We start from the raw sequence: 25,668 nt of genomic DNA on the forward strand, positions 1-25,668 counted from the left end.
AATAGTAAGTCGCAGTAGAGGTGAGGTAACCAAAGCGCGGCCGCGTGCGTGTACGGGAAGTAGCCCGCTAAGGCTGCCATAGCCGGGCTTGCGCATTTGCCTGCTACCTTTGCGGCCGCAAACTTGGCCGGAGCTATGCAAGGCTGCCGGCCGGCGTTTTTTTATGCGAAATACCTTCTTGACCGGATTACTGGCGACGGCTGCCCTACTAGGCAGTGTGGCGCCAGCCATAGCGCAGAAAACCAAAGCCTTGCCCAGGCCCAAACTGGTGGTAGGCATTGTGGTAGATCAGATGCGCTATGATTACCTGTACCGCTACTGGAGCAAGTACAGCAACGATGGCTTCAAACGCCTGCTTGGCGAAGGCTTCAGCTACGAGAATACTCACTACAACTACGTGCCTACCTACACCGGGCCGGGGCACGCCAGCATCTACACCGGTACCACCCCGTCGGTACACGGTATTGTAGGCAACAACTGGCACGTGCGCGAAGCTGGCAAAGGCACGTACGTAACCGAGGATAAGAGCGTGCAGCCGGTAGGCGGCTCGCCTGCTGCGGGGCAACAATCGCCGCGCAATATGCTCACGTCTACCATTACCGACGAGCTACGCCTGGCGAGCAACTTTCAGAGTAAAACCATTGGGGTGTGCATTAAGGACCGCGGCTCGGTACTGCCTGCCGGGCACGCTGCCAGCGCCGCTTATTGGTTCGATAACAGCAACGGTGCTTTCATCACGAGCACTTTTTACGCGCAGCAGCTTCCTGAATGGGTGCAGCAGTTTAACCAGCGAAAGCTAGCCGAGCAGTACCTGAGCAAGCCCTGGGAGACGCTGTTGCCTATTAGCGAGTACACCGAAAGCACAGCCGACGATGTGCCATGGGAGAACACCTTCCGCGGCGAAGAGAAGCCGGTGTTTCCGCACAATTTGCCAACCCTGAGTGGGGTGGCTCCCGCCGATGTGCGCAAAACCATGTTGGCAGCCGGCGAGAAAGTACCCAGCACGAACCTCGATCTTATCCGGACGACGCCGTTTGGCAATACGCTTACGTTGGACTTTGCCTTGGAGGCCATCCGGGCGGAGCAGCTGGGGCAGCGTGGCCAAACCGACTTTCTGGCGCTTAGCTTCTCGTCGACGGATTACGTGGGGCACCACTTTGGGGTAAACGCTATCGAAACCGAGGACACTTACCTGCGCCTCGACCGCGACATTGCCCGTTTGCTTAATTACCTCGACAAGAACGTTGGCAAAGGCCAGTCGTTGGTGTTCCTATCCGCCGACCACGGTGCGGCGCACGCTACCGAGTTTTTGCGCAGCCAACGCTTGCCGGGCAACGGTGTGGGCGTAACGCTGATGCGCGACTCGCTGCAGCGCCAATTGGTACGCCGCTTCGGGCCAGGCCAGTGGGTGCTGAGCTACGAAAACCAGCAGGTATACCTGAACCGCCCCCTACTGGCCCAGAAGAAACTAGACCTGTACCAAATGCAGCAGGAGGTAGCCGGCATCATGACGCAGTTTGCGGGTGTGACGCGCGCCATTACCGCTACCGACCTCGAAAAATCGCATTGGGAAAGCGGTATGCTGATGTACCTCGAGAATGGGTACTTTCCGAAGCGTAGCGGCGACGTGATGGTGGTGCTGGCTCCCGGTTGGCTCGAGGCCTATGGTTACCCCGTCATGAAAGGCACCACGCACGGCTCGTCGGGCGCATACGATACGCACGTACCTTTGCTGTTCTGGGGCTGGCGCGTACCGCACGGCGAATCGGCTCGCCCGGCGCGCATTACCGATATTGCGCCCACCGTAGCGCGCTTCCTGCACATTCAGGAACCTAGCGGCTGCACAGGGCAACCGTTGCAAGAGGTGCTCAGCAAGAAGAAATAAGCCCAGCCTTTCGGCTTCTACTCTCGTACAAACTCATCCTTTACCCGGCGGAGGCTGCACTTACTAGCCCGCCCAACTCTCATCATCTGCAATGCCTCACTCTCACTCAACTACGCATTTCAACCCCTGGCACGACGTTAATTACGGTTCCAAGGCCCCGCAAACGGTAAACGCCATCATCGAAATTCCGAAGGGTTCGAAGGGTAAGTACGAGCTCGATAAAGATAGCGGCTTGCTGAAACTCGACCGCGTGCTGTTCTCGGCGGTGCACTACCCGGCTGCTTACGGCTTTATTCCGCAAACCTACTGCGACGACAAAGACCCCCTCGACGTGCTGGTGCTGTGCTCGGTTGACGTGGTGCCGATGTGCCTAATCGAGGCTAAAGTAATTGGCGTGATGCAGATGATCGACAACAACGAGGAGGACGACAAGATCATTGCCGTGGCCGCCAACGACGTGTCGATGAACCACTACAACGACATTTCGGAGCTGCCCCCGCACACCCTGCTCGAAATGCAGCGCTTCTTCGAGGACTACAAAAAGCTCGAAAACAAGCACGTGGTAGTAGAGAAGTTTATGGGCCGCGAGGAGGCATACAAGATTGTGCAGGACAGCCTGCGCCTCTACGACGAAACCTTCCGTCATAAGAACCACCAAGCCCAGCTCTCGATGCTGTAAGCCCTAGGTGCTTTTGGTACACAAGCGCTTAGCCAGCAAGCCTCTGCCCAAATTGGGCGGAGGCTTTTTGCTTATTACCAAGTATCCTGTAACACATTTATAGCAGCTGGGGCGTACAAATGGCTACATCCTTCCTATTGCACCTGCATGACGCCCCAAATAGCCACCTCGCCACCAGCAGCGCCAGCTTCGTCGCTGAAGCGGTTCCTGTACGAGAACAGTCTTTCTCTTACCGTCACGACTCTTATTGTGCTTACGCTCGTCGGCCAAACGCTGACTGGCTGGCACGAGTACAACGAAGAGCTCAAGGATTTGCGCCTGAACGCGCTTACGCTAGGGCAATACATTACATCGGGGCACTGGCTTGAAGCCACATTCGAAAACTGGGAAAGCGAGTTTCTGCAGATGGCCCTCTACGTGGTGCTGACCGTGAAACTGCGCCAGAAAGGCTCCGCCGAATCGAAGAAGATTGACGAGGAAGAAGACGTAGACCGGGAGCCCGACCCGAACAAACCTGATGCTCCCGCGCCCGTAAAGCGCGGCGGTTGGGTGCTGGCGCTGTACCGCAGGTCGCTCAGCATTGCGTTTTTTTCGCTGTTTTTGACCTCGATGTTTTTGCACGCCCTAGGTGGCGCCGAAGTATACAACATCGAGCAGCAGGCCCACGGCAAGCAAACCGTGGATGTGTGGGGCTACATGGCAACAGGGCGGTTCTGGTTCGAGTCGATGCAAAACTGGCAAAGCGAGTTTATGAGCATTGTGGCCATTGTAGTGCTGTCGATATGGCTGCGCCAGCACGGCTCGCCCGAGTCGAAGCCCGTTGATGCGTCGCACAGCGAAACGGGTAAGTAGCGCCTAGGTGGCGGGCAGCGCTGGTAAGCGTATTTTGCACGGTCAAGGCTCAACTGCCCGCGCCACCCGCCCCAATGCCCGAACCTGTTGCATCATCGTCATCAACCCCATGGTACTGGCGGCCCTTGTTTTGGGCGGTGGCCGATGCTGTGCTGTATGGCAACGGGTTGCTAGCGGCGGCGGCGGCGGCCTTGGTAGCGGCCTCGGCGCGGTACTGGCAGCAGCCGTTGCCGCTTTCGGTGCCGGGGCTGGTGTTTGTGGCCACGCTGTTGGTGTACAACCTCAATGGGGCTCGGCGCCACAACCTGCGCCTACCGCCCAACGTGCCTGCCCGGCGGCGCTGGATTGTGCAACACCGCCCGTTGCTGCTCGTGGTGGTGCTTGGCTCGGCAGCGGCTGTGCTGGCGCTTTACTTCACCAGCCCGTTTATCGAGCGGCTGACGTGGTTTTTGGCACATCTGGCTTTGTTGTCGTTGGCTTACTCGTGGCCGGTGCTGCCAGGGCGCAACGGCGGCCGCCGCCGGGGGCTGCGCGACATACCGGGGCTAAAGACATTGCTGATTGGTTATGTGTGGAGCGCGGTTACGGTGTGGTTGCCGGCACTTTGCCTTGAGCAGTCGCTTGTGTCTGCCCCCGTGGGGCTGCTGTTTGCGCGCCGCTTCTTTTTCATCCTGGCTATAGCGCTGGTGTTTGATCTGCGCGATATCAGCCGCGACCGGCGTGCTGGCACCGCCACGTTGCCCGTTTTGCTAGGCTACGAACGGGGCCGCTACGTTGCCCTAGGTTGTGTGGTGGCCTCGGCGAGCTTGGTACTGCCTGGATTGCCACTTACCACCGGGCAATGGGTGCTGGCCGTGCCTACGCTGCTTACGGCCTTGGTGGTGTGGTTTGCCGAAGAAGCCCGCTCCGACTACTACTTTGCTTTGTTAGCCGATGGACTATTGCTAGTGCAGGCGGTAGCGTTGTATGTGGCTGCCACAATGTTGGGTACCTAGGGCGGCAGCCTAAAGGCTATCGGGTGTGGTAAGCTCTTGCAACGCTTGGCCAATGTAACGCGGCAAATCGCCAGCAACGAGGCCTGCTTGGCCGGTGTCGGCAACGGCTATATCGGCAGCGCGGCCGTGAGCGTACAGGCCTATTAGAACTGCGTCCAAAGCACTCAGGCGCTTATCGGCGCGCAGGGCGGTAAGCAAGCCCGTAAGTACGTCGCCGCTACCGCCGGTGGCCATGCTTGGGTTGCCCGTGGTGTTGAAATACAGCTGGCCATCGGGCGTAGCCAGGCAGGAGTAAGCCCCTTTGAGCACCACGTAGCAGCGGTAGTGTCGGGCAAAGCCACGCAGCAGCTCCAGGCGGTGGTAGTCGTGCTGGGCGGGTTCGGTGAGGCGCTCAAACTCCTTGGGGTGCGGAGTAAGGATGGTGCTAGGCGGCAGCAGATCGAGCAGGCTACGGTTGGCCCCTAGTAGGTTTAACGCGTCGGCATCGAGCACCAACGGCGCCTTGGCAGTGCATAGGAGCTCCTCCAGCACGGCGCGGGTATCATCTGCCTGGTCGATACCGGGGCCCATGCCCACAGCGGCGTAGGGTCTTAGCTCGGGCAAGTTGGTGAGGTGGGTTTTGCAGTCGTCGGGCAGGCACATGGCCTCGGGTACGGTGCTTTGCAATACGGCGTATCCCACAGCCGGTACGCTCACCGTTAGCAGTCCTACGCCGCCGCGCAGGCAGGCTTGGGCGGCCAGCACTGCCGCGCCCACTTTGCCACGGCTGCCCGCCAGCAGCAGCGCATGCCCGAAGGTGCCTTTGTGAGCGAAGGTGGCGCGAGCGGGCAAACGGCCAGCTAGCAACGCAGCATCTGCCAGGTACATGCTAGCTGGCACATCGGCCAGGTACCTAGGGCTAAGGCCAATGGGCACCACGTGCCACCGGCCAACAAACTCCGCGTTCTGCGGCAGCAGCAATGCCAGCTTCGGCAGCTCGAAACCAACCGTGTAACGTGCCTTCACTACGGCGCTGCCAACCGGCTGCGGAGCATCGGCAAACAGCCCCGAAGGCACATCTATGCTTACAACCCGCGCCTGCGCAGCATTTAGGTGTTGCACCAAAGCGGCGGCCGTACCCTCGAGCGGGCGGCTGAGGCCAGTGCCAAACAGCGCATCAACTACAACGGTGTTAGGGCTGATGGCCGGAAAGTGTTCGGGTTGCCATTCGGCTACGGGTAGCTCCGCGGGCAACCGCGCACGGTTTACTTCCCAATCGGCCGAGTGCCGGTCGGCAGGCAGCAGGCCTACTTGCACAAGGTAGCCTTGTTGGTGCAGCAAGCGCGCCGCCGCTAATCCATCGCCGCCGTTGTTGCCGGGGCCGCACAGCACCAGCACTTGGGTATCGGCGGCAGGGGAGAGGCGAACCTGCAGCCAGGTTACGAAGGCGAAGGCGGCGCGCTCCATCAACTCGGCCGAGCTAATGCCTTCTTCTCGGATGGTGGCCGCATCGGCTTCGCGGGTTTGGGCAGCGGTGAGTAGCTTCATAAAACACGGATTGAGCACGGTACTCTGCGGGTACGCGAATTTTGTCTGAATGTAGCGCGGGCCGGTTACTCGTGCAGGTGTTAGTTGAAAGCTCATGCCAGCTATGCAGGCAAAGCCGCTCTGTCGCACAAACGCAAATACACTAGGTTTGCCCGTATGCAACGAGGATTTCGCCTGGTGCTGCCGCTGCTGACAGCGGTGGCCGCTTGCCAATCGGGCCCCACTGACGAAAAGCCAACGTCAGCTGCACCGGCAAAGGGCGCGGTGCCAGCCGCGGCGGGCTGGGCGGGTAAGGTTGATTCGTTGACGGCCGCGCAACTGCCGCGCTTGGAGAAGCTGCCGGGCAAACTGCTCCAAGCCCGCCGCTGGACCGACGCCGCCGGTGAAAACTTGCTGGTGCTGTACCGCACGCACCCGGCAGCCGAGCGCACAACCAAGTACACCGACGAGGAAAGCCACGTGGAGCTATACGCTCGGCAGTACGTGCGCTTGCCTTCCGGGGAATTTCAGGAGATGTGGCGCCTGCAGGATGCGGTGCGCAACTGCCCCTTCGACATGTGGCTGGGCCCGCTGCCGGGCTCGACGCGCATTACCGACCTAGACCACGACGGCACCACCGAAACCACGCTCGTTTATAAGCTAACCTGCCGCAGCGACGTCAGCCCCTCCGACATGAAGCTCATCATGCACGAAGGCAAGGCCAAGTACGCCTTGCGCGGCCAAATGGTAGTGCAGTACGATTCGGTGCCGCTGCTGCGGCGCGTACCCGCCAACTCCTGCTGTACCGATACCCTTAGCAAGGAGCAGCTGGATGCTCCGGAGGGCTACGAATTGCTGGCCGGTCGCTACCAGAACGAAAACGACTTTAGGGCGGCACCGCCCGCTTTTCTGCACTTTGCCCGTGCCCAGTGGCGTCGTTGGATAACCCACGATGAGTTTGAACAATTTTAGCCGTGCTGGGCAATCAGCGGTAAGGTACGCCCCGCGGGGAGTGGCCTGCTTGCGTGCCGCCAAACCAGCCGGGCCCCAAAACCGTTGCTTATAACTCTGTCATCAACCTGCACTCAACCCGTACTCATATGCAAACTTGGGCCGATGTAATTCGCTTTGCCAATAACGGGGTACCCGCCCCCGACCGCCGCGTGGAAAAAAACGATGCTGAGTGGCGCGAGCAGCTCACGCCCGAGCAATACCGCATTACCCGCCAGCACGGCACCGAGCGCGCCTTTACGGGCGAGTACTGCGAGGCCCACGACCCCGGCCTGTACGCCTGTGTGTGCTGCGGCACGCCCTGCTACGATTCGCGCACCAAGTTCGAATCGGGCACAGGCTGGCCGAGCTTTACCGAACCGGTGCGCGACAACGTGGTGAAATACAAGAAGGACACCAGCTACGGCATGGTGCGCGTGGAGGTGCTCTGCAACGTGTGCGATGCCCACCAAGGCCACGTGTTCCCCGATGGCCCGGCGCCCACGGGCTTGCGCTACTGCATCAACTCGGCCGCCGTGAAGCTGGTAGAGCAGGAAGCCAACGCGTAGTTTTCAGTGCCTATGCAACGCCTAGGTGCCCGGCGTGCTGAGCGTGCGGGGTGCCTAGGCGTTATCGTTTATGACTGAGCCCGGTACGGATCGAGCTTGGCGTTTTCCATGAAGCGCTGCGGGCTGGCGAGGGGCGTGAAGCCGAACTGTTCGTACAGCGAGTGGGCGTCGCGGGTGCCGAGCATCCAGCGGCGCAGGCCTTGCAGCTCGGGGTGCGCCGAAATGTGCGTCATCAGTAGCTTGCTGAGGCCCTGACCGCGGTACTCCTCCAGCACAAACACGTCGCAGAGGTAGGCAAAAGTGGCGCGGTCGGAGATGATGCGGGCAAAGCCTACCTGCTGGCCTTGGGCCGTGTACACGCCAAAGCACAGCGAGTTGCTAATGGAGCGCTCCACCAGCTCGCGGCTGATGCCAGGCGCCCAGTACGAGCGGTTGCTCAGAAAATCGTGAATAAAGCCGACATCGAGGCGGCTGCTATCGGTGGAAACCGTGAAAACTGTTGACGACATGCGCAGAGAAGAGCAAAGGGCCGCGTAGGCCTATTTTGGGCGGAAAGTAAGCGGTATCTTTGGAAGCTGTGCTGCTAGGTAGAAACAGCTGCCTGTGCGCATCGGCTGCTAAAATGTGCTTTTGCCGGCACCCCTAGGTGCGCAAGCGCGTTTAGCAACTATTGCCCCCCATCCGCTTACTTACTGACCCGCTTTTCCCCGCATTCCCATGTCGTTGCTTTTTAATGATTTTGCCAGCTGGCAAGCGCATTGTGCCAAAACCGGCGAGGCGCTGTGGCAGCCGGTGCTGGCCTATGAAGTGGAGCAGAAAGGCCGCTCCGAAGAAGAAATCTGGGACGGCCTGCAGCGCGCCTACGATGTGATGCGCGACGCCGTGCGCACCGGCCTGAGCGAGGACATGACCTCGCGCTCGGGCATGATTAAGAACGGCGCCAAAAAAGTGGCCGCTTCGCCCGTCACGGTGCTCTCGCCCGAGTTCAAGATGCTCGTAACCCGTGCCCTAGGTGCCAAGGAGGTAAACTCGTGCATGGGCCGGGTGGTGGCTGCGCCTACCGCTGGGGCCTCGGGCATTTTGCCCGGTATCCTTACTACCACCCAGGAGCTGCACAAGCTCGACGACCGCTGCATCTTGGAGGGCTTGTTGGTGGCTGCCGGTGTGGCGCTCATCATCGAGCAGAACGCGTCGTTGGCGGGTGCTGTAGGCGGTTGCCAGGCCGAAACCGGCAGCGCCGCAGCTATGGGCGCCGGCGCAATTGTGTACTGCCTTGGCGGCTCGGTGGAGCAGGCCTTTGCAGCCGTGGCCATAACCATTCAGTGCATGCTAGGCTTGGTGTGCGACCCGGTGGCGGGCCTCGTAGAGGTGCCCTGCGTGGTGCGCAACGCTTCGGCCTCGGCCATTGCCTTTTCGTCGGCGCAAATTGCCATTGCGGGTGTCGATCCGGTTATCCCCGTCGATCAATGCGTGCAGGCGCTGGGCGAAGTAGGCGAAAGCATGGAAACGCGCTACAAGGAAACGGCCCTGGGTGGTTTGGCCAACACGCCGCGGGCCCGCCAAATAGAGCAGAAAGTGCTGGTGCAAGACATCCAGATTTTGCCCGATCAGCCCGAAGCGTAAGCGGCCCAGTCATGGATAGAAATTAAGCCCCGCCGGCATGCTGCTGGCGGGGCTTTGCTTTTGCGGCACCTAGGGCTACACGGTTTTCACCTCGGGCGCCGTTACAATTTTAGCCAGGAACGTAACGGCCTCGTTGTAGCGGCCGCGCAGGGCGTGGTAGCGCCGCCACGCAACTTCCCGATCGGGATTAAGCTTGACGTTGTGCTCTTGCAGGCATTTGTAGGCGTTAAAGAACTCTTGGCGGCTGGGCTCCTCGAGCGAGTTGGTAGGCTCGAGCAACTCGGATGGTTTGCTGTGGGCCCGCTCCTCGAAAAAGCGGTACACCCGATTTACGGCCAAACACCCAGCCTTGAAGCTCAACTCGATTTGGTTGCTACGGGGCTGATCGACGGCGCTGATGATGAGGGCCGCGGCATCGAGCAGAATGCCGGCGGCGGCAATCCAGGAGCGGCCCGGCTGCGGCGAGCGGAAAAAAGACAGTACCGGCAGCGAGGTGTGCGTCTCGTCGATCTGCACAAACCACTCTTCCCAAATGCGCCACTGGGTGTCGTCGTTGAGCAAGGTACCGCCGCGGTTTAGCCACACTATTAAGTTAGTGGCCGAGCTAGGGGCACCGGCACGTAGCTCGAGCTGCGCCACAATCAGCTCGCGGCGCGAAAAAGCCTGGTAAATAGTGGGCAGGTAGGAGATGAGCAGCGTCATCAGCAGCAAGCCCCAAGTGGCCTCGGAGTACGACAAAAACGCGCCTACTAAGCTGTTGGCTTCCATAGAGCCCAACGTAAGCAGGCTGTTGCTGCTGAGCTTGTAGCAAAACGCCCACGAGCCTTCGCCCACGGCCCAGTACATACCCATGTAGCCCAACGCGATAAGAGCCAACCAGGCAACAGGCAATGCCACCAGCGCCACGGGGGCGTAGAGGGCCAGCACCCAGTCGCGGCGGGCGTACGTGCGGCCAGTGGCGGCTACCAAGTGAAATACAAACCGAATGCCGCGGAACACGAGGTTGCTAAGCAGTACTGATTCGTTGCGCGGCATTACAAAAGCCCGTATGGCCGCTGCCAGTGTATAAATCACCAGCGCGATGCCAGCTAGTAGCACGGCGACTCGTATTGCCCAATCAGTCAGCATATATCACCGCTATAAACATCCGACGAGGTTGTACGCGCAGAATGCCGGGCGGTTAAGTGCCAGTCTGATAGCACCCAGGTAACCGAGGTGGGCTACTTCTGCCGCTCCTTCCAGAGTTGGCGGAACGATTTGGGCGCCAGCTGTACGGCCTCGCGGCGCTTGTTCCAGCCGGTTTGGCCCAGCAGGCGGTTCAGTACCCAACGCTTGGCCGAAATGGGCGCCATGCCCCACAGCCAGCGGTGCTTCATGCCGTAGAGCCACAGCTTAATGCCGCGCTCCTCGTCGGCATCGTTGTAGTGCTCGCGCACGCTTTGCTGGCGGTTGAGCAGCAAAATGTTGTGGATGGGAATGCGCACCGGGCACACCGACGAGCACGCCCCGCACAACGACGACGCGTAGCTGAGGTGCTTGTTGTCGGAGAAGCCGGCTAGGTGCGGCGTAATCACCGAGCCAATGGGGCCGGAGTAGGTAGCCTCGTAGGTGTGGCCGCCGATGTTTTTGTACACGGGGCACACGTTCAGGCAGGCTCCGCACCGAATGCATTGCAGCGCCTCGCGCTTGTCGGGCTGGGCCAGTAGGTTGGTGCGGCCGTTGTCGAGCAGCACCACGTACATTTCCTCGGGGCCATCCTTCTCGAGCGGTTGGCGCGGCCCTAGGTACACGGTGTTGTATACAGTGAGTTGCTGGCCGGTGCCGCTGGTGCTAAGCAGCGGCCAGAACAGGTCGAGGTCTTGCAGCGTGGGAATGAGCTTTTCAATGCCCACAATGGCAATGTGCGTGCGCGGAAATGCGGCCGAGAGGCGGGCGTTGCCCTCGTTTTCGGTTACGGCCACGCCGCCCACATCGGCCACCAGAAAGTTGCCGCCCGTAATGCCGATTTCGGCCGAGGTGTACTTGTTGCGCAGCAGCTTGCGTGCCGTGTACACCAGCTGCTGGGCGTCGTCGGTGGGCGCAATCTTCAGGTGCTTCACGAAGATGTCGGCAATGTCCTTTTTGCTCAGGTGCATGGCCGGCGTTACGATGTGGTAGGGCCGCTCGCCATTCAGCTGCACGATGTACTCGCCTAGGTCGGTTTCCACCGATTCGACGCCGTTCTTCTCGAGGTATTCGTTCAGGTGAATTTCCTCCGTGGTCATGCTCTTAGCCTTTACCACGGTGCGGGCCCGGCGGCGCTGCACAATCTTGCCGATTTCAACGAGGGCTTCCTTGGCATCCTGCGCCCAGATAACCTTGCCGCCGCGCTTCGTAAAGTTCTCCTCCCACTGCAGCAGGTACTGATCGAGGTTGTTTACGATTTGCGCTTTGCGGTACGCGGCGCGCGAGCGGGCCAGTTCATGGTCGCGGTACCACTCGAGGCCTTGCTGCACGGCCGTGTTGTACTTGCCAATGTTGAACCGAATTTTACGGCGGTGCTCCAGGTCGAAAGCTTTCGAATCGGAGTCGACCAGGAATTGGGACGCTTTAGTAGTCATGGCAGCACAAATCGAGGCAATCGGCGGCAATTGCGACTATAAAAATGCGGAAGTCTGCCGAGAGTTCAGTTCTCGGCAGACTTCCAGTTGTTAGCTAACTACAATTGGGTGCCTCGTAATGAGCAAGTGGCCAAGGATTTTGCTGCCAGCTGCTCAAGGGCCAGCCCCACCTAGGGCTTGTTCGAATCAACCACCGGGCGGTTGTCGCGGTTTGCCAGCTCCCAGGCGGTATGGAACACCAAACGGCCGCGCTTTTCCATCAGCGGAAATTCAATTTTCTCCACGTCGTCGGTTAGCTGGTGGTAATCGGCGTGGTCGCCGGTGGTGTAGAAGATTACGGGGACTTTGTGCCGCGCGAAGTTGTAGTGGTCGGAGCGGTAGTACACGCGCTCGGGGTCTTTGGGGTCGTTGTAGCGGTAGTCAAGCTCCAGCTGCGTGTACTTCTTGTTCATGTCCTCGCTGATGGCGTGCAGCTCCGACGAGAGCTTATCCGAACCGACCAAGCACACGTATTGGTCGCCGGGTTTGTGGTTGTCGTCGGTGCGGCCTACCATGTCCAGGTTCAGGTCGGCAATGGTTTGCGCCAGCGGAAACACCGGGTTGTCGGTGTAGAACTCCGAACCAAACAGGCCCTTTTCCTCGCCCGTTACGGCCAAGAACAAGATGCTGCGGCGCGGGCCATGCCCTTCGGCCTTGGCCTTGCCGAACGCCTCGGCCAGCTCCAGCACCGATACCGTGCCCGAGCCGTCGTCGTCGGCGCCGTTGTACACTTTGCCGTCCCGCACGCCTAGGTGGTCGTAGTGGGCCGAAAGCACCAGCACCTCGTCTTTCTTGTCGGTGCCCTCGAGGTAGCCCATCACGTTTTCGGTGGCGAAGGTTTCGGTTTTGCGCGGCGAGCGTACCACCACTTTTGCGGGCTTAAACGAAGCTTTTACCGGCTTGCCAGCCTCAGCCACAGCCGCTTGGTACTTGGCCACGCCCTCGGCGTTGCTGCTCAGCAACTCGTAACCGACCGCCGTCGAGATGAAGTACGTGGCGGCCCTAGGTGACTGCGCCTGCGCTTTGCCCGGAAAATCCATGCGCGGCTGGTTCAGGTAGGGCATAAAGCGCGCGAGGTTCTGGGCAAACTTGTCGGCATCGGGGTTGATAAAGAACACCGACCGGACGCCTTTTTGCGTAGCCAGCGCCGACTTAGCCCGCGTATCGAGGCCCCACTTGCTGGGCTTGCCGTCGGTGCTCAGCAGAGGCTTGCCATCCTTGGTTGGTTCGCCGGCTAGCACAATCAGGTCTTTGCCCTTTACATCCAGGCCAGCGTAATCGTTGTAGGCGTCTTGCTCGATGCCGTAGCCCACAAAAATGGGCTGCAGAGTGGTTTCCTGCGAAAACGGCGAGTCGCTGCTGATAAAGTAGTCTTGCAGCAGTTGGTACTGCTGCTTGCCAATTTGCAGCTTCATCTGCTCGGCGGCCCAGTGGTTGCGCTCCAGCGTGAAGTGCTGCAGGTACGGGCTGTCGGAGTTCTGCACCGGGCCGGTTAGCCCCAAGGCGGCAAACTGTTTGGCGAGGTAGTCGGCGGCCATTCTCTGGCCTTTTTCGCCGGTTTCGCGGCCTTCGTAGGCATCGGAGGCCAGCACCGTCAGGTGCTTGCGCAAATCGTCCTGCGTGATGGTGTTGGCGTAGTTTACGGCCCAGTCAGTAGGAGCGGGGGCAACGGCTTTTTCCGTTCTAGTTTTCGTTTTGACTTTGGTCTTGCCCTGGGCCAAGGCCTGCGGCGCGCCACCTAGGGCCGCCCAGCCCAAAGCTGCTGCCAAGGCGTAGAGTTGAGGTTTGTGCATAAGGCAATAATAGTAGCTGGTGGAAATATTGTTGGGCCCGAGCAGGAGGGAAGTTCCTGCTAAGTGCAACGGCCCGGCCGGTAGTATACCAGCCGGGCCGTTAAGAGTAAGTAGCCGATAACCAGCTTGGGCTAAGGTGCTCGGTAGACAGTGGCTTACTACCAAAGCCCGCCTTGCCCGGTGCTTGCTATCGACTACTCGAAGTCACCTAGGGCTTGTTCGAGTCGACCGCGATGCGGTTGTCGCGGTTTACCAAATCCCAAGCCGCATGGAACACCACGCGGGCGCGCTTCTCCATCTTCGGAAATTCGATTTTGTCGACTTCGTCTTTGGCGCCGTGGTAATCATCGTGCACGCCGTTGAAGAAGAACGCCACCGGAATGCCGTGCTTCGCGAAGTTGTAGTGGTCGGAGCGGTAGTAGAAGCGGTTTGGATCGTTCGGGTCGTTGTAGCGGAAGTCCAGATCCATGGCGCCGTTCTTCTCGTTGGCGGCCAGCACAATCTTATGCAGCTCCGAGGAGAGCTTGTCCGAGCCAATCACGTATACGTAGTCGCCTTTGCCTTCGTGCTCCTTATCGGTGCGGCCCACCATGTCAATGTTCAGGTCGGCTACGGTTTGGGCCAGCGGGAACACGGGGTGGTCGGAGTAGTACTCCGAGCCCAGCAGGCCCTTTTCTTCGCCCGTTACCGTCAGGAACAGGATGCTGCGGCGCGGGCCGTGGCCCTCGGCTTTGGCCTTTACAAAAGCCTCGGCCATTTCAAGCACCGATACCGTACCCGAGCCGTCGTCGTCGGCGCCGTTGTGCACTTCGCCGTTAATAATGCCGATGTGGTCGTAGTGAGCTGATACCACAATCAGCTCGTCCTTCTTATCGGTGCCTTCGAGGTAGCCCAGCACGTTCTCCGTGGTGAAGTTTTCGCGCTTCTTGGGAGCTTTGATGGCAAACTTGGCAGGCTTAAAAGTGGCTTTAGCGGGCTTGCCGGCCGCGCCTACGCTCGCCTCGTACTTGCGCACGTTGGCATCGGCAGAGCCCAGCAGCTTAGCACCTAGGGCCGGCGATACAAAGAACGTAGCAGCGCGCGGCTCCTTCTTGGCGTCCACGAAGTTGATGCTCGGGCGGCTCAGGTAAGGAGCCATGCGAGCCGCCGTTTTGCCGAAGTTGTCGTTGGGGTTGAAGCTCACGAAGAACACCGATCGGGCGCCCTTTTGCGTAGCCATAGCCGCCTTGGCGCGGTAGTCGTTGCCCCACTTGCTGGCAGCACCGTCTTTGCCCAGCAGGGGTTTGCCGTCTTTGGTAGGCTCGCCCATCAGGATGATCAGGTCTTTGCCTTTCACATCGAGGCCCGTGTAGTCGGAGTAGCCGTCTTGCTCGATGCCGTAGCCCGCAAATACCGGCTGAACGGTGGTTTCTTGCTCGAAAGGCGAGCCGCCGTAAGCGTAGAAATCCTCCATCCACTTAAAGGTCTGGCCGCCCACTTTCAGGGTAGCGCCGCCCGCCCACGTGCTGCGCTCCATCGTGAAGTGCTGCATATAGGGGTTGTCCGAGTCTTTCACGGGGCCCACCAGGCCAAGCTCCTGAAAGCGTTTGGCGATGTAATCAGCGGCCATTTTCTGGCCCTTCTCGCCGGTTTCGCGGCCTTCGTAGGCATCGGAGGCCAGCACCGTCAAGTGCTTGCGCAAATCGTCCTGCGTGATGGTGCCGGCGTAGGTGGTAGCTAGGTCGGCGGTGGGTGCGGCCGCGGCGGCCGGTGCTGCAGCCGCTGCCGGGGCAGCCGTAGCCGCCGGTGCTTCCGACTTGTGCTTTACCTTCACCTTGCGTTTGCCGCTAGGTGCATCTTGCGCCGCCGCTGGTCCGGCTACTACCGAGGCAGCCAGCAGAAACGCGTAAAAAGACTTGTGTGACATAGGCAGACAGCGCGCTGCGCTGCTTGTGGGGGAATGGTGAGTGAATAAGAAGTAGCGCGGGAGGTTGCCAAGCAAGGACACTCGACATACGGCAAGGTTGCCGCCCAACCTCAGGTGCTTTGTTAAGCTTGCAAAATCAGTACTGTGGCGTAAGCCGCCACGCCCTCTTGCCGGCCCACAAAGCCCAGCTTTTCGGTGGTGGTAGCCTTAATGGAGATGTCGTCCTCTGGAATGCCCATCACCTCGGCCAGCACGCGCTTCATCTCGGAAATGTGGGGGTTCACCTTCGGCCGCTCCAGGCAAATTGTCGAGTCGATGTTGCCAATTTGGTAGCCTCGCTCGCGCAGCAGGCGCATTACCTCAGCCAGTAGGCGCTTCGAGTCGATGCCTTTGTACTGCGGGTCGGTGTCGGGGAAGTGAAACCCGATGTCGCGCAGGTTAGCTGCGCCCAGCAGCGCGTCGCAGATAACGTGGATGAGCACATCGGCATCGGAATGACCTAGGGCGCCGTGGGTGTGTTCGATTTGGATGCCGCCGAGCCAGAAGGGCAGGCCCTCGCGGAGCTGGTGCACATCGTAGCCGAAGCCGGTGCGAATTCTCATGTGAGCAGGCGATATGGTAAAAAAGCGACTCCAAGGTACGGAGCCGAGAGCGTACGGCCGAGACAGAGCTCTAGGTGCAGCTCGGCGCAAAAAAAGGGGCGCGTTGGTAAGGTAAAAGCAAGGGAAGTGCGTCGGCCAAAACTAGGCGCCTGAGCAATCCAGAATAATAGCGAAAAAATAATGGAAACTTTGGGTTCACTAAAAGTTTCCATTGTACCTTTGTGCTGTGAGTACGGAAATAAAGGATCGGATTCTGCAGGTGGCGGTTGAGCTGTTCATGCGCAACGGCATCCGCAGTGTTTCAATGGATGACATTGCCGCGCAACTAGGCATGTCGAAGAAGACGCTCTACAAGTGGTTCGATAACAAAGACCAGATCGTGCTGGCTACCATGCAGCAGCACCTGGTGCGCGAGGAGTCGGACTGCGAGTTGGTATTTGCCACCGGCAGCAACGCACTCGAGGAGATGTTTAACCTAATGCAGTGGCACAAGCAGATGCTGTCGACGGTGCATCCGAGCATTTTCCATGAGCTGCAGAAGTATTACCCCGAAGCTTGGGCGCTGTTCGAGCAGCACAAAAACACCTTCATTCTAACCAAGATTGCCGACAACCTACGGCGCGGTATCGAAGAGGGCCTGTTTCGGGCCGATCTCGACGTTGAAATAATAGCTCGCTTACGCTTGGCCGAAATAGAGCTGATGTTCGACGGCCGCGTGTTTCCGCCCCGCCAGTTTGAGCTGCAGCGCCTGCACCTGGCCACCGTCGAGCACTACCTCTACGGCATCTGTACCGTCAAGGGGCACCGTCTCATCAACCAGTACCGGCAGGTAACGGAAGAAGTCGAAGAAGAAATTAAGTAAGTCTCCCGCTCTCAACTCCTATACTATCCAGCAATGAAAAAAGCGTTTCGCCTGCTGCTGCTTGTGGCTGCACCGGGCTTTCTGGGGCTGCACACGCTTTCGGCGCAAACCCCCTCTACGGGGCAGCCGGTGGCTACCAGCACCCCCATGGCTTTAAGCTTGCAGCAGGCCATCAACTATGCGTTGCAGAACAAGTCTACGCTCCAGGCTACTCGCATCAACGAGAAGGTGGCGCAGGCGCGTGTAGGTGAAATCCGAGCAACGGGTTTGCCGCAAGTCAACGCCTCGGCCACGGTTACCGATAACTACAAGCTGCAACGCTCGCTCGTCGATTTTGGCGCGTTTGGTGGCCCGCAGCTCGAGGGAGCTACCCTTACCCAGGCCGATATCAACGCAGCCCAGTCGGGCCAGCAGGTAACGCTGCAGCCGGCCTACCGCGAGGCTGTGCCCATGCCGCCGCAGCCGCTGGCTTTTGGTTTGCAATGGCAAGGTAACGGTTCGGTACAAGCTTCGCAGATGCTCTTCAACGGTTCGTACCTCCTAGGTCTTAAGGCTGCTAAGGTGTACGAGGCCCTGTCGGTGAAGCAAACCCAGCAGAGCGAAATCGAAGTGATGGAGCAGGTATCGAAAGCCTACTACAGCACCTTGGTTGCCCGCGAGCGGCTGCAGCTGTTGGCCCGCAACGTGCAGCGCCTCGATACGCTACTGTACCAAACCAAGCAAACCTTCGAGGAGGGTTTCGTGGAAAAGCTCGACGTTGACCGCCTGCAGGTGCAGGTAAACAACCTAAAGATTGAGCAGCAGAATGCCCAGCGCCTCGTTGACCTGAGCGTGGCCCTGCTGAAGTTTCAGATGGGTCTCGATCAGCGCCAGCCCGTGGAGCTGACCGATAACCTCGACGGTGCCGTGGTGGATGCCGAAACCGAGCGCCAGCGCCTCAACGCGGGCCTCAGCACCGACTTCAACTACAGCAACCGCATCGAGTATTCGGTGCTCGAAACCCAGCGCGATTTGGCCGTGCTAGATGTGCGCAACCGCCGCTCGGGTTACCTGCCTACGCTCAACGCCGTGGCCTCGTACGGTTTCATTGGTTCCGACCGCACCCTAGGTGGCCTGATGGAGTTCCGCGGGCCGAACTCGCGCGCCGAATCTGGTTTCCTGAATCAAAACTGGTTTGGCTTCGGCAACATCGGCCTGCAGCTGCAAATCCCCATCTTCGACGGCTTCCGCAAAAAGTACAGCATCGAGCAGGGCAAGCTGGCCCTGGAGCAGGTAAACAAAGGGTTTACCACGCTGCAGCAAAGCATCGATCTGCAACGCGCCCAAACGCAAACCACGCTGCAGAACACGCTCGACGTGCTGGCCAACCAAAAGGCCAACCTCGACTTAGCCACCAATGTGGCCCGCGTTGCCAAAATCAAATTCCAGGAAGGCGTGGGCTCGAACCTGGAGGTGATTACGGCCGAAACCGATTTGCGCCAGGCGCAAACCAACTACTACGCAGCGCTATACGATGTGCTGGTAGCCAAAGTCGATTACAACAAAGCGTCGGGTTCGCTCTCGACGCCGGGCAAATAGGCGGTTAGCGCCTGATACCTCATGCAAACGCTCCTCGCGAACACTTCAACCATGAAACGTTCTTTCCAGCAGGCTTTCGCTAACCGCACGCTGTTCTTTGCTACTCGTACTATGAAATCCACTACTTCGGCCGCTGTATTAGCATTAGCTTTCTTGGCTGCCTGCGGCGGCGAGAAAGACCCGCAAGCCGAGCTGGCCAAGCTTAAGCAAGAGCAGGCCGCTACCGAGGCCAAAATTGCCGAGCTTGAAACCAAAGCTGGTAAAGGTGCCGCCGACGCAGGTGCGTCCGTAGCAGCTACGCCGGTGTCGGTCATCAACGTGCAGCCCGAAAGCTTCACCAGCTACCTCGAGGTGCAAGGCCGCGCCGATTTCGACGAAAACGCCAACGTATCGCCGCGTGTGCCCGGTGTTATCACCAGCATCCGCGTGCAGCGCGGCGACCGGGTAAGCCGCGGCCAAGTAATTGCCACGCAGGATGCCGCCGTGCTCGAGTCGGGCATTGCCGAGCTGCGCACCCGCCTCGACCTGGCCCGCACCGTGTATGAAAAGCAAAGCCGCCTCTGGAAACAGCAAATCGGCACCGAGATTCAGTACCTGCAAGCCAAGAACAACTACGAGGCGCTGCAGCGCAGCTTGGCTACCCAGCAGCAGCAGCGCGCCATGTACAACGTGATTGCGCCCTTTAGCGGTACCGTGGATGAGGTGCCGGCCAAGATAGGCGAAATGGGCAACCCCGGCATGCCGGTGGTGCGCCTCATCAGCGGCGCCGGCAACAAAATCGTGGCCGACGTTTCGGAAAACTACGCCGCCAACATCAAGGCCGGCGACAAGGCCCTGGTGAGCATCCCCGACCTAGGCGCCGAGAACATTCCGTCGACGGTACGCACCGTAAGCCGCACCATCAACCCGGCTAGCCGCACCTTCGCCGTAGAGCTCCGCCTCAACGGCTCGCAAGCGCAGCAGCTGCGCCCCAACATGGTAGCTACTGTGCGCATTCAGAACTACAACAAGCCCCAGACCACGGTACTGCCGGTTGATTTGGTGCAGAAAGACGAAGAGAACAGCTACGTGTTTGTTGTTGAAGACAAAGGCGGTAAAAAGGTTGCTGCCAAGCGTGTGGTGCAAACCGGCGCTACCTACAACGGCAGAACGGAAATCACCAGCGGCTTGAAGGCCAACGACCAGGTGATTTCGGCTGGTTACCAGAACCTCAACGAGGGCCAGACTGTGGCTCTTGCCGGCACAGCCGGGTAAGCTGGCGGACTGGCACGACCCGCTCAGTACCTAGGGCTACCTAGGAAAGCTGCCGGGCCGCGCTGCCCGAGATATATCACATCCTAGCTTCCGACTTCTCATGCAGGATATAGAAAAAGAGTTTGGACCCACCAGTTGGTCCATCAATAACAAGACGAGTATTTACATCATCACGCTGCTGCTCTGCATAGCGGGTGTGTTTGCCTACATCAAGCTGGGCAAGGAGAAGTTTCCGGATATCGTGATTCCGCGCATTATCGTGGCCACGGTCTACCCGGGTACTTCGCCAACCGATATCGAGAACTTGGTAACACGCCAGCTCGAAAAGGAAATTAAGTCGGTGAACGGGGTGAAGAAGATCAACTCCACCTCGAACCAAGACTACTGCATCGTGGACGTGGAGTTTAACTCCGGCGTCGACGTGCAGTACGCCAAGCAGCTCATCAAGGACGCCGTCGACAAGGCCGGTAACGAGCTACCCAACGACTTGCCCACCCCCCCCACGGTACAGGAGGTAAACCTTTCGGAGCTGCCCATTATGCAGATCAACCTGGCCGGCAACTTGCCCGCCAGCCAGTTGAAGAAGCTCGCCGACGATTTCCAGGACCGCATTGAGGCGCTGCCCGAAATTACCCGGGTCGATATTATTGGTGCGCTCGAGCAGCAGGTAAACGTTGACGTAGACCTGTACAAGCTTCGCGCTGCCCGCCTGAGCTTTGCCGACATTCAGGGCGCTATTGCCCGCGAAAACATCACCATTTCGGGTGGTTCGATCGACGTAGGCGCCCAGAAGCGCGCCGTACGCGTGGCCGGCCAGTACGTGAATGCCGCCGACATCGCCGACATTCAGGTGAAGAACATGAACGGCTCGGCTGTGCGCCTCGGCGACATTGCCACCGTGCAGGATGCCTTCAAAGACCGGGAGTCCTATGCCCGCCTCGACGGCAAGCCTTCTATTACCCTGAACGTGATCAAGCGCCAGGGGGAAAACCTGATTGATGCTTCCGACAAGATTAAGCAGATTGTGGAAGAGGCCGAGCAAACGCTGCCCGGCGACTTGCGCGTAACCATCACGGGCGACACCTCCAACGACACTCGCGTAACGCTGCACGACCTGATCAACACGATCATCATCGGCTTCATCCTGGTAACGGTGATTCTGATGTTCTTCATGGGTACCACCAACGCCATGTTCGTAGGCCTATCGGTACCCATTTCGATGTTCTTGGCCTTCCTGGTGCTGCCGATGTTCGGCTTCGCCTTGAACATGATTGTGCTCTTCGCCTTCTTGTTGGCGCTGGGTATTGTGGTCGACGATGCCATTGTGGTTATCGAAAACACCCACCGTCTGTTGCACGAGCACCCGCACCTGACCACGGCGCAAGCAGCCAAGTTTGCCGCCGGCGAGGTATTCGTACCGGTGTTAGCTGGCACGCTCACCACGGTGGCGCCGTTCGTGCCGTTGATGTTCTGGCCGGGTATTGTAGGTAGTTTCATGTTCTACCTCCCCGTGACGCTGATCCTGACGCTGATGTCGTCGTTGATTGTGGCCTTCATCATGAACCCGGTGTTTGCCGTGTCGTTCATGGAGCGCGAAGACCACCACGCCGAGCACAGCAAGCCCAAAGTGACGCGTAACTTACTGATCTGGACGGCTGCACTGGTGGGCCTAGGTGTGCTGTTCAACCTGGTGGGTATCGGTGGCCACACCGAAGCTAGTGCTGAAGGCGCTGCGGCAGTAGCTAAGGGGGCTGAGTCGCCTGGCTTCTTCAAAGAGCACGGTCACTTCATGGGCAACCTGTCGCTGTTTATTGCAGCCTTCATCTGGCTGAACATGTTCGTGTTCAATAAGGGCATTGCTTGGTTCCAGACACGGGCGTTGCCGCGCTTCCAGAACGGCTATGCTAACCTGGTGCGGTGGGCCATTAACCACCCAGCCCTGGTAATGATTGGCGTGGTGCTTCTGTTCATCGGCTCGTTTGTGGCCGTGGGCATCCGCAGCCCCAAAGTTGACTTCTTCCCGAAAGGTGACCCCAAATTCGTGTACACCTATCTGAAAATGCCGGTGGGTACCCGCGTAGAGGTTACCGACTCGGTCGCTCGCATTCTGGAGAAGCGTATTTACGGCGTAATTGGGCAGAGCAACCCCGACGTAGAATCGGTAATTACCAACGTTGCCATTGGTGCCGGCGACCCCGGCGAAGCCACGGCTTCGGGTGTGTCGCAGTCGCACTTGGCCAAGGTGGCTGTAGCCTTTAAGGAGTTGAGTGAGCGTACGGGCCCAAGCACCCGCACCTACATGGACAAAATTCGCGAGGTGGTTAAAGGTATTCCCGGTACCGAGATTTCGGTTGACCAAGAATCGAGCGGCCCGCCCACGGGTAAGGAAATTGCCATTGAGGTAGCCGGCGACGACTACCCGAAACTGGCGGCGCTGTCGAAGGATGTTATTCGCTACATCAACTCGAAAAACATCGGCGGCATCGAGCAGCTGCGCTCGAACCTAGAAGACCGTAACCCCGAAATTGCCGTGAACATCGACCGCGTGCGTGCCAACCGCGAAGGCATCAGCACGGCGCAAATCGGTGTGGAAGTGCGTACGGCCATTTACGGTTCGGAGGCCAGTAAATTCAAAACCCCCGACGACGAGTATCCCATTCAGGTACGCTACGCCAAGCCCTACCGCGAAGACGTTAACGCCGTCCTGAATTCGCCGCTAACGTTCCGCGACGCCACCGGCCAGATGCGTCAAGTGCCGATTTCGTCGGTTGCTGACGTGAAATACGGCACCACCTACGGCGGCATCAAGCGCAAAGACGTGAAGCGTGTTATCACCATCTCCTCGAACGTGCTGAGCGGCTTCACTGGTCCCGATGTAGTGCGCAACATCGAGCAGGCCCTAAAGGCCTACCCGACGCCTGCCGGCTACACCATTAAAATGGGTGGTGCCCAAGAAGACCAGAAGGAAACCTCCGACTTCTTGCCCATCGCCGGCCTAGGTGCTCTGGCCTTGATCTTCCTGATCCTGGTAATGCAGTTTAACTCGTTCAGCAAGCCGGTTATCATCCTATCCGAAGTGCTGTTCTCCATTGCCGGCGTATTCTGGGGCTTGGCCATCACGGGCATGAACATCAGCATCGTGATGACGGGCGTAGGCATCATCGCGCTGGCAGGTATCGTGGTGAAAAACGGCATTCTGCTAGTGGAGTTCACCGACATCTTGCGCAGCCAAGGCATGCCGATGCGCGAAGCCATTGTACTGGCCGGCCGCACGCGTTTGAACCCGGTAATCCTGACGGCCACGGCTGCTACGCTGGGCCTGATTCCGCTGGCTATCGGCCTGAACGTGGACTTCTACGAGATGTTCGCTGCCTTCGACCCCATGTTCTACATCGGTGGTGAATCGGTGGTGTTCTGGGGGCCGCTGGCCTGGACGATCATCTTCGGTCTGGTTTTCGCTACGGTAATTACGCTGGTAGTAGTACCGGTTATGTACCTGCTTAGCGAAACGCTGAAGGGCAAAGTGACGGGCAAAGACCCCGATGCTAACGTGCCGCAGGAAGTAGACGAAGAAGAGATTTCGGCTGCCCGCCCGCCGATTTTGGCCGAGTACTAAGCTCCAGCATTGCAACCTTTTGTGCTCAATCCGGCTCCGACCTATGGCTCCTCGGCCTGAGGTCGGGGCCAAAGCGGGCAATCTTCCTTACCTCTTTCCGTTCTAATTGTCGTTTCACGCCATGTTAACCCGAACGACTACCGCCGCCCCTGCCAGCATCGAACAACAAGTGCTGCGCATCATTAGCAAGCGGAAGGCTATCAAGCCTAGCCGCCTGCGTGTATCAAGCAACCTCAGCCGCGAACTAGGCTTCGATACGGTTGATGTGGTTGATATCATTCTCGAGCTCGAACGCCGCTTCCACATCACCATCCCCGACGAGGTGCCGCTGAACACCGTGCGCGATTTTGTGCGCTACGTGGCCGCACACCTAGGGGGCTCTAAGGCTCAGTAGTCGGTGTAAGCACCTAGGGCTTTACGCAAAAGGCCCGCATACCTCAGGCTGAGGTATGCGGGCCTTTTTTATTTATAACAGCTATGCTAGCGTACGTTGCCGCCGGTATCGCCGCCGCGCATGCCGCCGCTTTTGGGGTCGCGGCTGCCGGCCGTGCTGGCGCCCTCCACGTTAGGGTTGGGTTTGATGTCCAGGTCGGGTTGGTGGGTGTCGGCTACGCTACCTTCAGGGTGGGCGTCGCTTACTTGGTTGGCCGGGTCGGGCTGCGAGCCGCCGGGCAAATCGGCACGGCCGGCACGCTTCGCCGATTCGGAGTTTTCGACAAACGGGCCGCTGGTTACGCTATGCTCGGCTTTCTCGAGGTTTTGAGCGGCAGCCGCCGTGCCCGACAAGGGCTGGTTGGTGGCACCCTTTTCGGCGCCTAGGTTGCTAGTGCCAGCAGCTAAGGGCTGGGCGCGCGTACGCTCCCAATCTTCAAACTTGTCCATTTCGTTTTTCAGAGTGCTAGTAAACCACGCCAACAAGGCTACATCATCAAGCAAACCGACAACAGGAATGAAGTCGGGCACGAGGTCAATGGGGCTCATAAAGTAGATCAGCACCGCAATTGCGCCAAGTACGGTAGGCGTAGGCACCCCGCGGTACTCGCCCGAAGCAGCCGAGCGAACCAACCGGAAAAGCGTTTGCAGGCTGTCCCAAGCTTCTTGGGCGAGGTGGCCCAGTTCTTTTTTCTCGCTGGCTTTGTGGTAAGCATCGGCGAGCAACTGTTTAATGCGCAGGGGCTGCCGGAGGTAACTTTCGGCTTTGCTTAAGAAACCTTTGAAAATTGGCGACGAGGCAACTTGCTCGCCGTTGGGTTGATTGGTAGCCATACAGCTAGGCAGGTGAAGAGAGAATATTGGCTCAGCAACACTAGTAGTACGAGTGCTGGTTGCCGTTCTAATACTATTACGGGGCAAAATAGTTATTAGGTGGCACTAGTGGCCGCAAACAAAAAGCCCCTGCCTGTAGGGCAAGGGCTCTGACGATGGTAGGGCAGTGCCTCGTTAGTTTACGTTGACGCGGCCGGCAGCGTAGAAGTTGCGCTGGTAGTAAGGCTGTTGCAGTGAGCTTACCATTACGCCGCCGTTGGTAGCCGAATGAGCAAACTTGCCGTCTTTCAAGTAAATGCCAACGTGGTAGATAGGTTGGCCCGGGCCGCGGCGGAAGAACACCAAGTCGCCGGTTTGCATTTCGTCTTTGCCTACGCGCTTCACGTTGTTGAACATGGAACGCGAGCTGTGTACCAAGTTAATGCCGTATACTTCCTTGAACACGCGGGTTACAAATCCTGAGCAGTCAGTACCCTTCTTGCTGTTGCTGCCGAAGCGGTAGGGAGTACCCAACCACTCAGTAATCGTGCGGAGCAGGCTGGCGTTGTCGTCGAAATCGGCTTTGATGCCGAGGGCCTGCGAGTAATAGCCAACGTTCAGCGAATCGCGGAAGGAAGCGGGGTTGTCGCCGTCGGGGAAGGTAAAGAGGGAGGCTTCGGCAATGGGGCCGGTAGCACCAACCGCCGTAGCGGCTTTCCCATCAGGAGCGTAATCGAAGAAAAAAGAAAGAGCCAGTGAAACAGCGGCGAGGCAACACAAAAGGGTATTCTTCATTGTCCGACGTGTGGGGTTTGGTTCCGCTCCCGAGCGGCGGCCCTAACGGGCCGGGTGGCGTACTTTTCTTCTCTAAGACAGCTGTTTGAGAAGGTGATAAAAACAGTTCGTTGAACTTCGGTTTGGATAAGTTATATCTCCCCCGATATCGTAAAACTAAGCCCCAACCAGAAGACGTCCAAGCTTTTGAGCTAAAAATGGCGTATTTTCCTCGTAATGTTCTATTCATTGAATGTTCAAAGCTCGACTTAGCTTCCTAACCTTTAGGCAATTAGCTCG

21 protein-coding genes are annotated in these 25,668 nt (G+C 58.9%); 12 read left to right on the top strand and 9 right to left on the bottom strand.

From position 1 onward, the window contains the following. Positions 1-217: 217 nt before the first annotated feature. The 4 genes from pafA (at position 218) to ASU33_RS16405 (ending at position 4,411) form a co-directional block, all read left to right on the top strand. Complete coding sequence (pafA, locus tag ASU33_RS16390) at positions 218-1,885, top strand: alkaline phosphatase PafA (RefSeq protein ID WP_286130612.1); 1,668 nt, start codon at positions 218-220, stop codon at positions 1,883-1,885. Between the two features lie 91 nt (positions 1,886-1,976). After that, the gene (locus ASU33_RS16395; protein WP_059071920.1) at positions 1,977-2,564 is read left to right on the top strand and encodes an inorganic diphosphatase; all 588 of its coding nucleotides are present in this window, start codon (positions 1,977-1,979) and stop codon (positions 2,562-2,564) included. Between the two features lie 147 nt (positions 2,565-2,711). Then, positions 2,712-3,416, top strand: a complete 705-nt coding sequence (locus tag ASU33_RS16400) for a DUF6766 family protein (RefSeq protein WP_286130613.1) — start codon at positions 2,712-2,714, stop codon at positions 3,414-3,416. Between the two features lie 74 nt (positions 3,417-3,490). Further along, a complete protein-coding gene (locus ASU33_RS16405; protein WP_078063195.1) occupies positions 3,491-4,411 on the top strand; it encodes a UbiA family prenyltransferase in 921 nt (306 codons plus the stop codon). A 9-nt stretch (positions 4,412-4,420) separates the two neighbouring features. On the opposite strand, the gene ASU33_RS16410 is transcribed toward ASU33_RS16405, so the two are convergent. Continuing rightward, entirely contained in the window at positions 4,421-5,938 is a 1,518-nt protein-coding gene (locus ASU33_RS16410) for a bifunctional ADP-dependent NAD(P)H-hydrate dehydratase/NAD(P)H-hydrate epimerase (protein WP_059072757.1), read from the bottom strand. 156 nt (positions 5,939-6,094) lie between these two features. Here ASU33_RS16410 and ASU33_RS16415 point away from each other — a divergent pair, with 156 nt between their 5' ends. Further along, positions 6,095-6,889 carry a M949_RS01915 family surface polysaccharide biosynthesis protein gene (locus tag ASU33_RS16415; protein WP_059071922.1) on the top strand — a complete coding sequence of 265 codons (795 nt, stop codon included), beginning with the start codon at positions 6,095-6,097 and terminating at the stop codon, positions 6,887-6,889. A gap of 128 nt (positions 6,890-7,017) precedes the next feature. Next, positions 7,018-7,476, top strand: coding sequence for a peptide-methionine (R)-S-oxide reductase MsrB (gene msrB / locus ASU33_RS16420; protein WP_059071923.1), 459 nt, complete (start codon positions 7,018-7,020; stop codon positions 7,474-7,476). 68 nt (positions 7,477-7,544) lie between these two features. Here the strand turns inward: msrB and ASU33_RS16425 are convergent, their stop codons facing one another. Then, a complete protein-coding gene (locus tag ASU33_RS16425) occupies positions 7,545-7,985 on the bottom strand; it encodes a GNAT family N-acetyltransferase (protein WP_059071924.1) in 441 nt (146 codons plus the stop codon). Between the two features lie 208 nt (positions 7,986-8,193). On the opposite strand from ASU33_RS16425, the gene sdaAA reads away from it, so the two are divergent. Beyond that, positions 8,194-9,099: an L-serine ammonia-lyase, iron-sulfur-dependent, subunit alpha gene (gene sdaAA, locus ASU33_RS16430; RefSeq protein WP_059071925.1), complete on the top strand. Its 906-nt coding sequence runs from the start codon at positions 8,194-8,196 to the stop codon at positions 9,097-9,099. 75 nt (positions 9,100-9,174) lie between these two features. Here the strand turns inward: sdaAA and ASU33_RS16435 are convergent, their stop codons facing one another. From ASU33_RS16435 to ispF, 5 genes are all read right to left on the bottom strand, one after another. Next, positions 9,175-10,173 (bottom strand): hypothetical protein, encoded by a 999-nt coding sequence (locus ASU33_RS16435; RefSeq protein WP_149867276.1) that lies wholly within the window; start codon positions 10,171-10,173, stop codon positions 9,175-9,177. Between the two features lie 146 nt (positions 10,174-10,319). Next, positions 10,320-11,699, bottom strand: coding sequence for a LutB/LldF family L-lactate oxidation iron-sulfur protein (locus tag ASU33_RS16440; protein ID WP_059071927.1), 1,380 nt, complete (start codon positions 11,697-11,699; stop codon positions 10,320-10,322). A gap of 170 nt (positions 11,700-11,869) precedes the next feature. Next, positions 11,870-13,531, bottom strand: coding sequence for a M28 family peptidase (locus tag ASU33_RS16445; protein ID WP_078063196.1), 1,662 nt, complete (start codon positions 13,529-13,531; stop codon positions 11,870-11,872). A gap of 208 nt (positions 13,532-13,739) precedes the next feature. Next, on the bottom strand, positions 13,740-15,437 hold the full coding sequence (locus ASU33_RS16450) for a M28 family peptidase (protein ID WP_059071928.1): 1,698 nt from the start codon (positions 15,435-15,437) through the stop codon (positions 13,740-13,742). Between the two features lie 122 nt (positions 15,438-15,559). Continuing rightward, complete coding sequence (ispF, locus tag ASU33_RS16455; RefSeq protein ID WP_059071929.1) at positions 15,560-16,039, bottom strand: 2-C-methyl-D-erythritol 2,4-cyclodiphosphate synthase; 480 nt, start codon at positions 16,037-16,039, stop codon at positions 15,560-15,562. Between the two features lie 226 nt (positions 16,040-16,265). Between ispF and ASU33_RS16460 the strand changes: the two genes are divergently transcribed. From ASU33_RS16460 to ASU33_RS16480, 5 genes are all read left to right on the top strand, one after another. Beyond that, positions 16,266-16,901, top strand: coding sequence for a TetR/AcrR family transcriptional regulator (locus ASU33_RS16460; RefSeq protein WP_286130614.1), 636 nt, complete (start codon positions 16,266-16,268; stop codon positions 16,899-16,901). Between the two features lie 33 nt (positions 16,902-16,934). After that, positions 16,935-18,479, top strand: coding sequence for a TolC family protein (locus ASU33_RS16465; RefSeq protein ID WP_059071931.1), 1,545 nt, complete (start codon positions 16,935-16,937; stop codon positions 18,477-18,479). A gap of 51 nt (positions 18,480-18,530) precedes the next feature. Next, positions 18,531-19,733: an efflux RND transporter periplasmic adaptor subunit gene (locus tag ASU33_RS16470; RefSeq protein ID WP_286130615.1), complete on the top strand. Its 1,203-nt coding sequence runs from the start codon at positions 18,531-18,533 to the stop codon at positions 19,731-19,733. A 100-nt stretch (positions 19,734-19,833) separates the two neighbouring features. Next, the gene (locus ASU33_RS16475) at positions 19,834-23,349 is read left to right on the top strand and encodes an efflux RND transporter permease subunit (protein WP_059071932.1); all 3,516 of its coding nucleotides are present in this window, start codon (positions 19,834-19,836) and stop codon (positions 23,347-23,349) included. A 121-nt stretch (positions 23,350-23,470) separates the two neighbouring features. Continuing rightward, complete coding sequence (locus ASU33_RS16480) at positions 23,471-23,743, top strand: acyl carrier protein (RefSeq protein WP_059071933.1); 273 nt, start codon at positions 23,471-23,473, stop codon at positions 23,741-23,743. An 86-nt stretch (positions 23,744-23,829) separates the two neighbouring features. Here the strand turns inward: ASU33_RS16480 and ASU33_RS16485 are convergent, their stop codons facing one another. Both ASU33_RS16485 and ASU33_RS16490 read right to left on the bottom strand, forming a co-directional pair. Next, complete coding sequence (locus ASU33_RS16485) at positions 23,830-24,615, bottom strand: YkvA family protein (RefSeq protein WP_059071934.1); 786 nt, start codon at positions 24,613-24,615, stop codon at positions 23,830-23,832. Between the two features lie 174 nt (positions 24,616-24,789). Further along, entirely contained in the window at positions 24,790-25,389 is a 600-nt protein-coding gene (locus ASU33_RS16490; RefSeq protein WP_059071935.1) for a C40 family peptidase, read from the bottom strand. Between the last annotated feature and the right edge of the window lie 279 nt (positions 25,390-25,668).

This window comes from Solirubrum puertoriconensis, from assembly GCF_001483135.1.
Taxonomy (GTDB): domain Bacteria; phylum Bacteroidota; class Bacteroidia; order Cytophagales; family Hymenobacteraceae; genus Solirubrum; species Solirubrum puertoriconensis.